Genomic DNA, 14,865 nt, shown 5'->3' with positions numbered 1-14,865 from the left:
CCTTTCAATAGTGGATTTAAAGGACTGACAGCAAAGTTTTTCAGATTCCAGCCTTATAATCGGGTAAGTGTTCACTTTATCAGCAGAACGCGTCCGGTAGTCTATTAGTGGGATGATGCCTTTGTCTCGTCTGGTTTCAGTGATTTTTGCTATCTCTATGAACATAAGTGGATGTCGAACATTATTGGTGCTGGCGTGGCCGTTCACTGAATCAATACTCAATAGGTCTGTTAATCGAAGATTGTTACACCATGACGGCTTGCTGACCGTTTTGACATAAAATTGATATTGGCAGTGCTAAGCTGCGCTAGCATCCGACTTCTTTATCCAAAAGATCTTAGTCATGACATCTCCGTTCTCTAACAAACCCAAAGGCTTATTACTGCTCGTTTTAAGTTTGTCTTCTCTCGTACCGTTTTTGATCTTTGGATCTTATTTTGACCTTGGGGCTGCGGTTTCGCCTTTCCAAGGCGCCTTCATAACTTTTGTGACTTACTCGGCGGGTAATCAAGGATTCTTGGTAACGCTAGCTGTTTTGTCTTTGGTATTGCTCACGATGAAATTTTCCAAAGCTAAGCTCGTCAGCCTTTGTATGCAGCTCGGCTTGTTGTTGGTTCTCAGCTTTGCAGCAAAAACTTTCTTAAAGCACTCTACAGAAAGCCCGCGTCCTTATTCTGAGTATTTGGTGACCCAAGAAGTCGTTGACATGCCAGAGCTGTTTTACGAACTGCCATTGGTAGAAAAGAACGCAGCGATTGCATCTGTGCAAGACAAGGTGAGTGAGTGGAGAACGCGTCACTGGTTGGGTGAGACTGACTATTCTTTCCCATCTGGGCACATGATTTTCGTTGGCGTGTGTCTGGCGTTCTTTGGCGGCTTGTTCCTAGAAGCGAAACGTTTTTACTTAGTCGGCGGTTTGCTAGTTTGGGCTGGTGGCGTTGCTTATAGCCGAGTTTGGCTTGGCATGCATCGACCTGAAGACTTGGCGGCGTCTATCGCCTTTGCTGGTTTGATCTACCTATTGGTACCACAGATTCCGACGCAAAGAATAGAACCTTTGTTACCGATGTTTCTAAGAGATAGCAAATGAGTAATAAACTTGCCTAGAAAAGCTCTGGTGAGACTTTTGAAAGAAAGGAATAAAAAACCGCCTTCGGAGAAGGCGGCTATTTAAACGATGACTGCTATTGAAAAGCTATAGATGCTATTTGAAACTATCACCGTCATACACTACAGGTTTTGATTGTAATTAACTGTATTAGTAAAAATTAACGCAGTTTAAACATACCAACCATTGATGCCAGTCGTTCGTTTACTTGGGAGATATTGTTGGTTTGCACCAAAGCTTGATCTCCATTTTTGTTGAGTTCATTTACAATGTCACTCAGAGCCACCATGTTACGACTAATTTCCTGAGTGACGCTGCTTTGCTCTTCTGCGGCCGTTGCAATTTGAATGCTTAGGTCATTGATACCCGTTACTTGTGACGTTAGCTCATTTAAGCTGCTGCCCACTTTCTCGGTGTTATCAAATGTTTCGTCACAAGTCCCTTTCGTCTTATTCATAGACTCTTCAACATTCTTGTTCACTGAAAGCAATCGAGTCAGCGCTTGTTCAATCTGTTGTGTACTCGCTTGTGTTCGACTCGCTAAGGCTCTCACTTCATCCGCTACTACTGCAAACCCACGACCTTGCTCGCCCGCTCGTGCTGCTTCAATCGCTGCATTTAACGCAAGAAGATTGGTCTGTTCAGCGATTTCACCAATCACTGTCAAAATATCACTGATTCCTTTAGTTTCTTGACTCATGCTTTCTAGGTTCGATGATGTGTTCTCTATCTCAGAAACTAGTGCATTAACCTTCATTTGTGCATCACCGACAGCATTGAGTGATTGCTCCCCGATATCGGACGCGACTTTAGTTGATTGCGCCGTTTCACCTGCATTTTGGGCAACGGCGTCAGCTGTTGAACTCATTTCTTCAATGGCAGTGACAATTTGTTCCGTTTCTTGCACGTGCTGATTCAAAATGTGGTTATTTTCATCTGATTTATGTTCAAGTTGCTGCACATTTTCTTTCAGTTCAGACGATGCTGCGTCAATTTTTAGCATCAAGTCTTGTATATGCTCGATGAATTGGTTTACACCAGATGCGATTTGCCCTAAATCATCGTGTTTCTTTACTTCGAGTCTCTGAGTTAAATCACCATCACCATTTGATAGCCCTGTAATGGTTTCTTTCAACGCTAGGATGGGTTTGTAAAGAATATTGAGAATGAATAACGTGGCAACTACGCTGATCAATAGGTAGACAATCGTGATCATAATTGCTTGCTGTTGAGCGACTTCTAGCGCTGCGAATACGACGCTTTTGTCTAATCCAACAAGTAGGTACCACTCTTTATCACCATAGCTAACCGCGCGGCTGAACATCACTTTGTCAACGCCGTTGATACTATAATTGACGATTGTACTTTCTGAATTTTGTGCTTTTCTAGCAACGTCTTTCAAAGAAGCATAATCCGTTAATTTAGTGCCGACTTTAACCACATTAGATGTGCTAGCCAGCACTGTCATGTCATTGGTCATCATCATTGAAATAGCACCGCTTAGGTCGATTTCAGAGACTGTGTCACTTAAAACATCGAGGGGAATGTCTGCCAATACCACACCGTTACCAAAATCTTTACCAATGCTCACCATTAAAGTACCTGTTGTGGAATCTGTATATGGGTCTGTATATACAAGGTTTCCTGAACGCTTACTTTCTTTGAACCAAGCTTTACTGCGAGGGTCGTAGCTTGATGGACTTTTGTGGTTATTCCAGCCTGGATAATCGAATGAGGCATAAGCATCACCATTGTCAAAACCTATCATTAAGTTGGCGACATCAGCACCTAGTGAACCCACGCGCATTCGCTCGGCATGTCTATCTTGATAATTATGTTGACGATAATCAGCAGCTACTTTTGCTACTGCTTGTGTTTTTGCTTCTAGGTAAGTCTCAACCTTATTCCCTTCAATGCGAATACGATCTTGTGTGCTCTGATAAATAGTGTCAGTGAGTGCTTCCTTCTTACTCTGATATGATAAATAGTTGGCTGAACCAACACTTATTGCGATTATTACTGATACGGCGACTAAAAGAACTTGCTTAAATCCAAGTTGTTTCATATGAATGTCCTTAATACTGAGCGTGCTCATCTACCTAGCTAATGATTATGGGAGTATATAGAGATATAGCGAATGCAACTACGCTCTCAATTGAACATTTAGTCTAATTTGAACAGTCTCAGCTCTGTATACAAAAAGATCATGAAATAATGGTTTATGCAGTAATGGTTCATTGATGGTGAATGAGAGGAAATCGTTACCGCCAGATAGAGATGTTTACGACAGTGTGGTACTGACTTTAAAGCTTAAATAAGGCGCCGCATTAGGGTATTTGAGCATAATGGATAACGTCACTAGTCAGTCATATGAGCTTGCTTATCGAGATGAGTGAGCTGTCATCAAAATAGTTACAAAACGTAAGCAACCTTCAGTACTTACGTTATCTCTATACTAACCAGCTAAGCCTTGCCAAATGGCAGTAAAGCCACTGATAGAACATAACAGTAAAGAACCAATACGTATCTTCTCTTTAGGAATGCTTTGCGTGGTCATTAACGCCACTTTGTAACCCAACCAAGCAGCAGGCAGCAAAGGTATGGTGATGATCAAATGGTGCATAGTGAAGAAGCCAATTGGGATCTGAACAATCAACGAAATGATTGAACTAAAGACAAAAAAGGCAGACAAGTTGCCACGAAGTTGATTGGCATCTTGGTGCTGTAGCAGTAGCGCCATCGGTGGGCCACCAATACCTGAACTGGTGCCAAAGAATCCTGAGAAGAATCCCGCGATGCCCATTTTGGCAGGCGTCGGCTCTAACCTAAACGGAAGCAAGCTGACAATCACTGCAAATACCACTAATAAACCTAACCAAAGTGACAACACGCTCGTTGAAACCATCACCAACAAGGCACCGCCTGCCAGAGAACCTGGAATGCGTCCTAGTAATGCGATTTTTAATCCGCCAATAGAAATGTTTGCACGGTGTTTAAAGGCGTTGAATAAAGAGATGAACAGGCCAACTAAACAGATAGGCGCAGGTACATAGTCTGGTGAAACCAAAAACAGCAGTGGGGCAGCCACAATGGCCAAACCAAAGCCGATTGCGGTTTGTACAAACGAGCCGACAAAAATGAGTGCCATCGCGATAAGGGCGGTCTGATCTAGGTATTCCATAAGCCTGCGAATAAGTTCAAAAGGGGAGAACGAATACTATAAAGTAAAACGGCAGGAATAGTCTTATTATTCAGTGAGGTTTATGCAAGTTTCGCTAGTTATAATTTCGATTTCAACGGCCAATAAAAAAGAGAGCGAATATCTCAGGATGTGATCCTTTCAATATCCACTCTCTTATTGGATTGCTTATCGATTTTTGCTGTTGGGGGAGTCAGCGTTAAACCTTAAACCTTAAACCTTAAGCCATTGCCAATTTCAGTCGCTCAATCGGCTTGTCATTGATAGGTAAATGGATAAGCGCTGCTGCAAATGCCAGTACCACCGTTGACCACCAGATCGGATCGTAAGACCCGTAGTAATCGTAAATACGACCACCAACCCAAGCGCCTAAGAAACTACCTACTTGGTGAGTGAAGAACACCAAGCCATACAAAGTTGATAGGTAACGAGCACCAAAGATCTGGCGAACTAAACCAGACGTTAGTGGAACCGTACCTAACCAACAGAAACCAATCGCCGCACCAAAGATAGCTGCGGTTGACTCCGTTACTGGCAGAGTCACAAACGCACCAATAACCACAGTACGTACTAAGTACAGTGCAGACATCACATGACGCTTGCTGAACTTATCGCCCATCACACCCCAGAAGTAAGATCCGAAGATGTTGAAGATACCCACATAAGCCAGTGCCATTGCTGCACTACTCGCAGGTAAGTTTTTGTCTGCTAAGTAACTTGGTAAGTGCGTTGCAATGAACATCACGTGGAAACCACACACGAAGAAGCCCGCGTGAATCAACCAATAACTTTTGTTCGAAAACGCTTCAGACAGTGCTTCTTTCAGTGTCTGGGTGTCTTCTACTTGTTTATTGGTTGCTAACTTCGGTGCTCGCATAAACAGCGCAAATGAGATCATCAAACAACAAAGCACGCCAAAGACTTGCATAGCACTTTGCCAATCAAATTCGTTCAACATGTATTGCGCGCCCGGAATTACCGCGAACATACCAAATGAACCTGCAGCTGTGGTTAGGCCGAATGCTTTAGCTGCGTGTTCTGCAGGTACAACTTTCGCGACAGCGCCTAATACAATCACATAGCTTGTTGCACTTAACCCAAGGCCAACCAATGCGCCTAGTGAAACGTAAAGCATGCTTGATTCGGTAGACATTGAGGTAAGAAGTAAACCCAAACCGTAAGCACATGCACCTGCAATAATGATGCGTCTTGCTCCCCATTTGTCAGCGGCCATACCAACAAAAGGTTGGAACACACCGAACAACAGGTTTTGTAGAGCAATAGCGAAGCTGAAAAACTCTCGACCCGTGCCGAAATGCTCTGAAATTGGCATCATGAAAATGCCGAATGATTGTCTGATCCCTAGACTGATAATAAGTGTGCCGATCCCAAGCCATACCAGTAAAGGAAAACGGAAAATGCTCATTCTAATACTCTCAAATTAATGGTGGTGATGTGAGTGGTCTTGCGCTGACATGTGTTGGTCTGTCATCTCATGGTGATGTTCGTGCCCAGAATGCTCATGCGCTGACTGCTGGTGGCAACCACTGCTTACGGCATGCTGAGCCAAGAGATCAATCAATGGCTGGCTGTGATGCACAATAACCAAACTAATGACGAGGAATAACGTCATTCTGGCCAGTTGGGCAAAAAGAGATTGTGAAAACATAAGGTGTTTACATGCGCTCTATGTTGTAAGAAGTCGCGCATCATAATGACGAGTGAGATATGTATCAAATGACCATTTGTGATTTAGTCTATGCGTTTTATGCATAGATATATGCATGGTTTTATGTGTCGCTGGAATTGGGACGAAACATGACCAATAAATAGGAAAACGTTAAGCTCACTGATTCAACGGTAGAAGTGTGTAATTCAGAATAGATACTTAATTTCATGTTCGTAACTGATTGCTTTACTGAAATATTTCACAAAACTGTAAAAACTAATATACAAACTAATTACCTCGCAAGATCGGCGGTTCGCTCGACTTATCTGCTAAACATCGTAAATTTGGGCGTAAATCGTTTCAACTGACTGAAACGCGATGTTAAAAGATTCAGGGAGAGTCATTCACATGGATAAAGATCATAACCTTCGCGAAAACTTACTGGCACTGATCTTAGGAAGCGCACTAGTTTCACTTGGCGTTATCTTTTTCAATCAAGTCGGTTTGCTCACCGGAGGCACGGCTGGTCTAGCGATCTTCATTACCAAAGTGACAGATTTGAGCTTTGGCCAAGTGTTCTTCGCACTTAACTTACCTTTCTATATTTTGTCGGTTGCTCGTATGGGCTGGCGCTTCACCATCAATACGTTTATCGCGGTTTCGATTGTTTCGTTCGCCGTGGATCACTTGTATCACGTGATTCAAATTGCCGAAATCCATGCATTGTATGCAGCCTTACTGGGCGGCGGTTTAATTGGTACCGGCATGCTAGTGATCTTCCGTCATAAGATGAGCTTGGGTGGCTTCAACATTCTGGCGTTGTTCCTACAAGAACGTTTTGGAATTCGAGCAGGTAAGGTTCAGATGGCACTAGACTGCACGATTGTTGTGCTGTCACTGTTTATCGTTGACGTGTCATTGGTTCTGTTGTCTGTACTGGGCGCGATAGTCACCAACTTGATTTTGGCGATGAACCATAAACCGGGGCGCTATCAACCTGTGGTAAAAGCGGAAGCAGCATAGTTCTGTTCGATCAAGCACTAGGTTCGCTTAAGCACTCGATTCGCATAAACAAAGCGTGATTTTCAGATTATGAAAACAACAAAGCCAGCATCAATTGCTGGCTTTGTTCTATTGAAATAGCGGATTCTATGTAGCGATTAACACTTGCCGCAACTGGCGTTCGGCTTAAGCTCGCAATCAATTACATTGCTGGCGTCTCGGGCTTTGTCTAGATTCTGAAAGGTCTCTATTAAGATCTCTTGCAGTAAATTTTCAACACCAGCTCTACGTCCAAAGAAGCACTAATTGCACTGTTCGTTCACACAACACTCGTCTTGTAAGAAATCAATCACGCCTGCTAGGCATTCATACTCTGCCACGCAGAATAAGGTTCTTCCCTCACGTCTTTGGCTGATTAGGCCCGCCGACGCTAGGCTCGAGATGTGGTGAGACAAGGTTGAACCTGGGATACCGAGTTCTTCTTGTAGGCCGCCAACTGCAATGCCTTGGTAGCCAGCTTTCACGACACTCTTATAGATAGTCAGGCGGATAGGGTGCCCCAACTCTTTGAGTGCTTTCGCAACGACTTCTAAGTTCATATAAACTCCTCAAGATTTAATTTCGATATTAGTCGAAATGTATGTCGAATTCAAATTAAAAAACGATAGCTGTGTAAGTCATTGAAAAACTGTGTTTTCGAAAATCATTTCGATTTTTATCGAAATAAATATTGATCTGAAACTGTTTATTTCTATAATTCGAGAATATTCGAAATTAAGGGTTGGTTACTTTTCTCATAGAGCCTGACCTTCAATCCAGTTTGGAGTTAATTATGAGCAATGAAATGTTAACAATGCTAAAAGACGCACTTGATATGTTCGCTTTCTTAGCAGTAGAGCTAATTATCCTTTTCTTAGCGATTAGCTACATTGTTGGGATTCTGCAAGAGTTTCTTACACCAGAGAAGATTCAATCTATTCTGAGCTCGCGTAACGGTAAGGGTTATGTGGTTGCAGCGCTATTGGGTGCGATTACACCTTTCTGTTCATGTTCGACTATTCCTTTCCTTAAAGGATTGCTGCGTGCACGAGCGGGTTTCGGTCCAATGATGGTGTTCCTATTCGGTAGCCCACTATTGAATCCAGTGATCATTGGTTTGTTCGTGATTACGTTCGGCTGGCAAGTGGCGGTGTTCTACTTCCTAGTAGCAATGACGGTATCGGTAGTGGCAGGTTACGCACTAGAGAAACTAGGCTTCGAGCGTTACGTAAAAGCAGAAGCGTATGAATCAACAGGTTCTTCTTCAAGCTGTGGCATTAGCTGTGGTGACTCTGATCCTAAGAAAGCAGTACCAGTAAAAGCTGAATCTTCATGTGGAACAAGTGCATGTGGTGAACCTGCGCCAGTAATGGCGAAAGAGACATCTTGCTGCGATTCTAAAAAAGAAGAACCACAAGTGACCGTTTCATGCTGTTCAGCAGATGGAAGCGCAACTGCTGAAATCATAGAGAAGAAAGAGCCTAGCCGTTGGATGATAATTTGGTTCTCAACTTGGAAAGACTTCAAACAAGTTTTCCCTTACCTAATGATGGGTATTGCGATTGGTTCATTTATCTACGGCTTCATTCCTACAGACCTAATTGCACAGTATGCTGGCGAAGGTATGTGGTATGCGATTCCAGTAGCAGCTGTGATTGGTATCCCATTGTACATTCGTGCTGAAGCGGTAATCCCATTAAGTGCAGCTCTGGTACAAAAAGGTATGGCGCTAGGTTCGGTAATGGCATTGATTATTGGTAGTGCAGGTGCAAGTTTGACGGAAGTTATCCTGCTTAAATCAATCTTCAAGAACCAAATGATTACAGCATTCCTATTCGTTATCCTAAGCATGGCGATGGGTGCAGGCTTCCTATACAGCTTCATCTTTGGTTAATCAGGTCTGATTCCTAGATAACCCGTTTGATAACAAGATATAGATATTAAAAAGAGCTCATATAGTTGAGCTCTTTTTGCGTGTAGCAACTAAACAAAACATGGATACGAAGCTGGTTTGTTAGCGAGCCCTATTGCTTTTCTGGTTTGTTGAAGAGGGGAATAGTGTGGCGTCTGAAATTCGAGAATATTGCATTAGTTCGAGAGCATGATTGCTCTGGAAGTTTACGCAATCGAAATTAACGCTCATCAATACCTATTTTTTGATTTGAATGTAACCGCTTTGATAACAACTATTAACAGTATTCATGTTTCGATGGTGTTAATTAATTGGTGGGCTTATTTAATCTTTTTGGCTAATGATTGGACGGTTTTCATATCGATATCTAGTATTTGTATAAGGGTAAATAATGCAATAGCATCGCTCGAAATTTCAAATGTTACGTTTATTTAACGGTGATGGCGTCAAAAAATTGGAGTGAATGAATGAAAGATAAGTTGAAAATTTACTGCCTTGGAAATCCTGTACTTGAGATCAGAGAACCATTTGAGCTGGTGCCAGTCAGTGAAATTAATCAACTCCCTGAATTATTGGGCGGCGTCATAGTTCTAAATGGCGATCTTAGTTCGCAAGACGACGTGATGAGCCAACTGCACCGTTGTAGGAAATTTTGGTCTTGGAAAATTTATGTTGTAGAAGATAGTGCATTATCAGAATGTTTATCCGACGGTATTTTAGATCAAGAAAATGTCGAAGAAGAGGTGATTCAACACCGCAGAACGTTGGAAAGTATTATCGACTCATCGGATACATTAGACCCTCTTGTGGGGTGGTTAGGCTTGGATCAAACGCGTCGATTGTCACCTCACAAATATTTGTCTCATAGATCGATTTATTCTTATCCATTAGTGGAGCTTTACTATCCGGAGTTAAGTTCAACTTATCGTTTTGTATTATCAGAGACCAAACGAGACACTTTTGAAATTGAGGACTTAATTGACCGAGTTAGAGTGTGTCATGAATGTGCCAGTGCCCATTTAAACTACATCGAAGCATGTCCTTCTTGCAAAGACATTGATATTACTGAGCGTACCTCTCTCCATTGTTTCACGTGTGGCCATGTTGCTGAACAAGGGCTGTTCAAACGCAATCAAAAATTAGAATGCCCTAAATGTTTAACACAGCTTCGCCATATTGGTGTGGACTATGATCGTCCTTTAGAAACCCATGCATGTAACTCGTGCTCTCATTCTTTTGCAGAGGCTGAGACATTAGCTTCTTGTTTTGAGTGTGGTACAAAAAACGAGATTTCAAAGTTGGTCGTCAGGAAGGTTTACTCGCTGAAGCTCGGTGTGCAGGGGGAGTATATATTCCGTCATGGAGTAAAGTTATCGGCTCCTGAGCTGTCGTTAAGTGGGAAAGTAGATGGGGGATATTTTTCGAATCTTCTTAGTTGGGTTAATCGAATCGCCCTCCGTCATGAAGAAGAGCATCTTTTGTTGGGGTTATACCTACCTGATTTAGCTCAGTATGTGTCTAAAAATGGAGACGCTAAAATGTTTGCTTTGATCGAGCAAATTACAGAGCGCTTGAATGGCTTATTTAGAGATTCTGATATTTGTTGTCAGTTTAAAAGTGATGTCCTTCTTGTATTTATGCCTAAAGCTAAGATGGAACATATAGATGTATTACGCGGGAAAATAGAAGCGCTTTGTTCTCTGATAGAGGATGACGATTTCACGCTGAATGTCTTTGCATGGGGTATACCCGATCCAACAATGAAAGAAGATGTTGGTTATTGGTTAGAAAGTAAAGTCAGTGAAATCTATGCTGTCAGTTAGCCTTGATCTCCAACAGTACTTCTGGGGGATGCTTTTAGAGAACTCTGAGCTTTGGCTAATGCTTTTCCCCATGATGATTATGGTGGAGCTCCCACTCTTTCTGCTTGTGTTAAGTGGAATCTTTCGCTGGTCTTATTCGGCCAGTGATATAGAGATAAAAGAATACCCAAGCATCTCGTTTGTAATTACTTGTTATGGAGAAGGAGATGCGATTGAGATAACGATCGATACGCTTGTTGAACAGCTTTATCCCGGAAAGATTGAGATTTTAGCCGTAGTCGATGGAGCAACTCAAAATGAAGATACCTACTTAGCTGCAATGCGAGGGGAGCAAAGACATAAAACGGTAAGAAACAGAGATGTTCGTGTCATTCCTAAGTGGCAAAGAGGAGGTCGCGTATCAACGTTAAATGCTGGTTTAGATAACGCCACTGGTGATTTTGTTATTAATGTTGATGGTGATACTTCTTTTGATAACGACATGGCGTTACAAATGATGAAGCAATTTACTGATAAAAATGTGATTGCTTCAGGTGGTGCTTTGCGTGTAAGAAATTGGCAGGACAACTTACTTACTCGTATGCAGTCTCTAGAATATGTGTTGTCTATGCAAGCAGGAAAAACAGGGCTCTCAAATTGGGGAGTGCTAAATAATATTTCTGGAGCCTTTGGTGCATTTAGAAAAAATGTCTTAAAACAAGTTGGAGGTTGGGATACGCATACGGCTGAAGACCTCGATTTAACGATGAGGCTTAAGCAATACAAGAAACGCTACCCAAATAATAGATTGGGCTTTGCACCAAGAGCTGTCGGTCATACTGATGTGCCTCATACCCTAAAAGGATTAGTACAGCAAAGGCTTAGATGGGACGGAGATTTATTGTTTCTGTTTTTGAGGAAACACAATGAAGGACTAACTCCCTGTTTACTGGGTTGGGGGAATTTCATCTTCACTCTCGTTTATGGTGTATTGCAAAATGTATTGCTGCCGATTCTAGTTTCAGTGTTCATGTTTTATATATTTTGGGTGTACCCAATTGATTTTGTTGTTGCATTGATGATTCTAATTTATTGCGTGTATTTGTTTACCGTAATTCTATTTTTTACTGTTTACATTGGTTTAGTTTCTGAAAGGGAGAAAGAGGATCTAAGAATGGCTAAATGGCTACCTCTATATCCTTTTTATCAGTTTTCTATGCGGTTGATTACTGCGTTCTCCATGATTAATGAATTATTTAGAAGAAGTCACGAAGAGTCGAGTATGGCTCCTTGGTGGGTATTAAAAAAAGGCAAAAGGTTTTAGCAATGAAAGTAAAATTTCATCTGGATAAAAAAACAAACCTCAATCGGATGACGGTGTAAAGGTTGCTTACGGACAAGCAAAAAGAGGGGGCTATCGCTTTCGTTGGTATTTAATTTTAAGCTTGGTGATTAGCCCACTATTATTCGTGGCGTATTTTTTCTTGAAGACAAATTTTCTCGTGATTGCTCCGGCTATTGTTACGTCTTATCCAGTTACTTTGACTGCTAAGGTTGCAGGCATTGTTGGGCCGATACCCATAGACGACGGTACTCAAGTGGAGCGAGCACAGACTGCAATTCAATTGACGAATTTGGAAATTGAAGCTCAAATTGAGTTTATACATGCGGAGCTGTTAGGGTTAAAAGTCAATTTAGCAAGCGATATGGAAGCGTTGCACTTAAACGGTATTGCAGAAACGCGTCGGAACCTCAGTAAAGTACAGCAAATTCAAAAACGTTATGAAGAATATAGGAAAAAAGGTCAGGTATCCGATGTGGACTACGCAAGTATAGTGGGAATGAGTAACTCACTTAATAATCAGCTTAATGGACAAAAACTAGATTATCAAAATGCGAAATTAGCTGAACAAGAAAGAGAATTAGCGGGTCCGGTTAGTCAGGCTCGACGTGCTTTAATGAAAGATCTAGCACTTAAACGTGTTGTTGAACAAGGATTGGCGATTAAGTCTCCCTATGCAGGCCGCGTTGTCGATATCCATGTCGTTGAAGGACAGAGAGTGTTCGAAGGTGACGAGCTTGTAACGATAGCGAAGAATACCATCCCGCAAGTGGTCGCGTATTTAGACCCTAAATATTTAGAGAATGCGATAATAGGAGCTCATACCAAGGTAAGGTTTCCTAATGGTAGTACTTTTGAGGCTGAGATTGCAGATTCGGTAGAAATCGTCAGTAAGTTGCCTACTCAATTAGCAAGCCCTTTTGAAGGGCAACCGGCATATCTCAAAGTTGCATTGAACTTTACGGCTGATTTGCCTCGAGAATATTGGATTGAAGGGATGACCGTCGAAGTGCGTTTTTAACTAGCATGCTAATTTGACCATAAATGGAGCGTATATCGCTCCATTTTTATTTCAACAGCTATTGAGTTGAATCAGAAGTCTCTTAAATCAAGCTCATTGTTGATCAACACAACACACTGAGAAGCAAACAACATGTTTGGACCTAAGCTGATTTTCTCTGTCCCTAAACGCTTCAAGCTGTTGTAGCTTTTCTTCGGCATAGGGATATGGTCAGTTAGAAGGAAACATGGGTTTTCCGCAATCTCTGCATTACGGATAAAGTCGCCTTTCTTATCCATCATGTACAGCTGGTGGTCTTCAGCCAGTTCTTTAACCAGCTTTTCAAAGCTCATAGTACGAACTGTGATGCCCGGTTCTACCTGACGTGTCTGTTCTTTTGTCATGCCTTGAGAAGCGTCAACCGCTCTTACTACCGCAGATAACAGTGCAGATTCATGAAAGCCACCAATGTTGGTGATTTCATTTGAATCGAATGTAATGGTACGAGAAAAGTCTTTAGTACTTTCTAATACAAGGTGCACGGTGACATTCTCACGGTGAGATTGAGCAACGAAGATCGTGTTCATCAGGGTATGAGCCAGAATTTCGGTATGAGCGTCTTGTCCAACACCTTCTAAGATAAGTTTACTCTCTGTAGGGGCTGCGCGAGCGCGTAATACAAATGAACGCATGGAATGTACCTTGTCAGTATGTGATAAAGCGAAACGGGTTTTATCAACATGAATTGATGAATAACTAAAATTATGGCGGTATGTAACTCTTTTCTATTAATGAAGTCAAATAGAGTTGCGTATAGCGCTAACCAGTAGAACTCAGCGTATTAAATAGAGAATGACCACATTACAAGATGGTAAAGGTTGAAGCGCCCTAAGGTTTACATAGATAGTATGCGCAAATTATTAGGTGGCTTGCAAAAGGAAGTAGTCGATGAAGTTACAGAAAATAGATAAAGAAGAATACAGAAAGAAGATGAACCTGCTGTTGGTCTCGTTGGTTGGGTCACTCGCTGTGTTCGCCATTGTATTCGGAACCATACTGATCGACCTATTCGGTTCAGAACAATCAATCGCCGGTGAATCGACAGGTAATTTCCACTTGAACGTATTAGGTGTGATCTTATCAGTTGCATTGAATGCCTTTATCGCGAGTCGTGTAAAAGGGCATGATTACTTCAAAGAAGCACTTTATGTATGGAACCTTAAACAAATCCATAATCAAATCTATCGCAAGCTCAAGCGTATTCAACCCAAAGCTGAGCAAGGCGACCGAGACGCGCTGACTATCCTTTACTTCTATTACACGACGCAAAAACAGGTATATGACCTAGATAACAATACATTGACGATGAAAACGGTTCAGCAATCGCTAGATAACATCCTAGAACTGAGTGAGAAATGGAGCATTGAGCTAGATATAGAGGCTTTTTCGAAAGATCTAGTCGCAAATTTCTAAGTTATATGCTCTTGATTGTACGAACTTTAACCTGTGAAAGAGGGTTTTGACGTGAAAGTAGCCGCTTAAGCAGCTTTTTGGAGTTTTTATTAAAATAGGGGTTGCCATGTTTTCGATGATCTCTATAATGCCGCCTCACTGATACGGCAGACGCCACAAGGCTTAAGCAGTAATCAGTAAGACGGAAAGTTCGCAAGAAATTAATTTTAAAAAGTGTTTGACACTTAAGATTAAATCGCTAGAATCCACGTCCGCTTTCAAGGTTTTCTTTGTAAAAAGAAAGCTTCGACAAGCAAAGTTCTTTAACAATTTAAACCTA

General features: G+C 41.8%; 12 protein-coding genes and 1 pseudogene. 8 read left to right on the top strand and 5 right to left on the bottom strand.

Annotated elements, in window-relative coordinates; translation table 11 throughout:
• Window positions 1-343: 343 nt before the first annotated feature.
• Window positions 344-1,090: a phosphatase PAP2 family protein gene (locus tag AB4407_RS02125; RefSeq protein WP_372118145.1), complete on the top strand. Its 747-nt coding sequence runs from the start codon at window positions 344-346 to the stop codon at window positions 1,088-1,090.
• 178 nt (window positions 1,091-1,268) lie between these two features.
• Here the strand turns inward: AB4407_RS02125 and AB4407_RS02120 are convergent, their stop codons facing one another.
• From AB4407_RS02120 to AB4407_RS02110, 3 genes are all read right to left on the bottom strand, one after another.
• Window positions 1,269-3,173 carry a methyl-accepting chemotaxis protein gene (locus tag AB4407_RS02120; protein ID WP_372118143.1) on the bottom strand — a complete coding sequence of 635 codons (1,905 nt, stop codon included), beginning with the start codon at window positions 3,171-3,173 and terminating at the stop codon, window positions 1,269-1,271.
• A 390-nt stretch (window positions 3,174-3,563) separates the two neighbouring features.
• Window positions 3,564-4,289 (bottom strand): sulfite exporter TauE/SafE family protein, encoded by a 726-nt coding sequence (locus tag AB4407_RS02115; protein ID WP_170962739.1) that lies wholly within the window; start codon window positions 4,287-4,289, stop codon window positions 3,564-3,566.
• Window positions 4,290-4,527: 238 nt separating this feature from the next.
• Window positions 4,528-5,733, bottom strand: coding sequence for an MFS transporter (locus AB4407_RS02110; RefSeq protein ID WP_372118140.1), 1,206 nt, complete (start codon window positions 5,731-5,733; stop codon window positions 4,528-4,530).
• A 29-nt stretch (window positions 5,734-5,762) separates the two neighbouring features.
• On the opposite strand from AB4407_RS02110, the gene AB4407_RS02105 reads away from it, so the two are divergent.
• Together AB4407_RS02105 and AB4407_RS02100 are read left to right on the top strand one after the other, a co-directional pair.
• Window positions 5,763-5,912 (top strand): hypothetical protein, encoded by a 150-nt coding sequence (locus AB4407_RS02105; RefSeq protein WP_372118138.1) that lies wholly within the window; start codon window positions 5,763-5,765, stop codon window positions 5,910-5,912.
• 472 nt (window positions 5,913-6,384) lie between these two features.
• Window positions 6,385-6,999, top strand: a complete 615-nt coding sequence (locus AB4407_RS02100; RefSeq protein ID WP_017065874.1) for a YitT family protein — start codon at window positions 6,385-6,387, stop codon at window positions 6,997-6,999.
• Window positions 7,000-7,280: 281 nt separating this feature from the next.
• On the opposite strand, the gene AB4407_RS02095 is transcribed toward AB4407_RS02100, so the two are convergent.
• Window positions 7,281-7,577: a metalloregulator ArsR/SmtB family transcription factor gene (locus AB4407_RS02095; RefSeq protein ID WP_239828855.1), complete on the bottom strand. Its 297-nt coding sequence runs from the start codon at window positions 7,575-7,577 to the stop codon at window positions 7,281-7,283.
• Window positions 7,578-7,810: 233 nt separating this feature from the next.
• On the opposite strand from AB4407_RS02095, the gene AB4407_RS02090 reads away from it, so the two are divergent.
• The 4 genes and pseudogenes from AB4407_RS02090 (at window position 7,811) to AB4407_RS02075 (ending at window position 13,094) form a co-directional block, all read left to right on the top strand.
• On the top strand, window positions 7,811-8,911 hold the full coding sequence (locus AB4407_RS02090) for a permease (RefSeq protein WP_372118136.1): 1,101 nt from the start codon (window positions 7,811-7,813) through the stop codon (window positions 8,909-8,911).
• A 485-nt stretch (window positions 8,912-9,396) separates the two neighbouring features.
• Entirely contained in the window at window positions 9,397-10,752 is a 1,356-nt protein-coding gene (locus tag AB4407_RS02085; protein ID WP_372118133.1) for a diguanylate cyclase, read from the top strand.
• Window positions 10,739-12,055, top strand: coding sequence for a glycosyltransferase (locus AB4407_RS02080; protein WP_372118369.1), 1,317 nt, complete (start codon window positions 10,739-10,741; stop codon window positions 12,053-12,055). The genes AB4407_RS02085 and AB4407_RS02080 overlap by 14 nt, the downstream gene beginning before the upstream one ends.
• Window positions 12,022-13,094, top strand: a pseudogene (locus AB4407_RS02075) (HlyD family secretion protein). The gene AB4407_RS02080 and the pseudogene AB4407_RS02075 overlap by 34 nt, the downstream one beginning before the upstream one ends.
• Before the next feature lie 71 nt (window positions 13,095-13,165).
• On the opposite strand, the gene trmY reads toward AB4407_RS02075, so the two are convergent.
• A complete protein-coding gene (gene trmY / locus AB4407_RS02070) occupies window positions 13,166-13,765 on the bottom strand; it encodes a tRNA (pseudouridine(54)-N(1))-methyltransferase TrmY (protein ID WP_372118131.1) in 600 nt (199 codons plus the stop codon).
• A gap of 256 nt (window positions 13,766-14,021) precedes the next feature.
• On the opposite strand from trmY, the gene AB4407_RS02065 reads away from it, so the two are divergent.
• Window positions 14,022-14,546 (top strand): DUF3087 family protein, encoded by a 525-nt coding sequence (locus AB4407_RS02065; protein WP_372118130.1) that lies wholly within the window; start codon window positions 14,022-14,024, stop codon window positions 14,544-14,546.
• The last annotated feature ends 319 nt before the right edge of the window (window positions 14,547-14,865 follow it).

Source organism: Vibrio sp. 10N.261.46.E11 (genome assembly GCF_041472735.1).
GTDB lineage: Bacteria > Pseudomonadota > Gammaproteobacteria > Enterobacterales > Vibrionaceae > Vibrio.
The sequence above is the reverse complement of the archived record's forward strand: the minus strand, read 5'-3'. Positions and strand labels throughout refer to the sequence as shown.

Excerpts from the sequence above, each read along its gene's own strand:
- AB4407_RS02125 (WP_372118145.1), top strand. The coding sequence starts at position 344 with ATGACATCTCCGTTCTCTAACAAACCCAAAGGCTTATTACTGCTCGTT.
- AB4407_RS02120 (WP_372118143.1), bottom strand. The coding sequence starts at position 3,173 with ATGAAACAACTTGGATTTAAGCAAGTTCTTTTAGTCGCCGTATCAGTA.
- AB4407_RS02115 (WP_170962739.1), bottom strand. The coding sequence starts at position 4,289 with ATGGAATACCTAGATCAGACCGCCCTTATCGCGATGGCACTCATTTTT.
- AB4407_RS02110 (WP_372118140.1), bottom strand. The coding sequence starts at position 5,733 with ATGAGCATTTTCCGTTTTCCTTTACTGGTATGGCTTGGGATCGGCACA.
- AB4407_RS02100 (WP_017065874.1), top strand. The coding sequence starts at position 6,385 with ATGGATAAAGATCATAACCTTCGCGAAAACTTACTGGCACTGATCTTA.
- AB4407_RS02095 (WP_239828855.1), bottom strand. The coding sequence starts at position 7,577 with ATGAACTTAGAAGTCGTTGCGAAAGCACTCAAAGAGTTGGGGCACCCT.
- AB4407_RS02090 (WP_372118136.1), top strand. The coding sequence starts at position 7,811 with ATGAGCAATGAAATGTTAACAATGCTAAAAGACGCACTTGATATGTTC.
- AB4407_RS02085 (WP_372118133.1), top strand. The coding sequence starts at position 9,397 with ATGAAAGATAAGTTGAAAATTTACTGCCTTGGAAATCCTGTACTTGAG.
- AB4407_RS02080 (WP_372118369.1), top strand. The coding sequence starts at position 10,739 with ATGCTGTCAGTTAGCCTTGATCTCCAACAGTACTTCTGGGGGATGCTT.
- trmY (WP_372118131.1), bottom strand. The coding sequence starts at position 13,765 with ATGCGTTCATTTGTATTACGCGCTCGCGCAGCCCCTACAGAGAGTAAA.
- AB4407_RS02065 (WP_372118130.1), top strand. The coding sequence starts at position 14,022 with ATGAAGTTACAGAAAATAGATAAAGAAGAATACAGAAAGAAGATGAAC.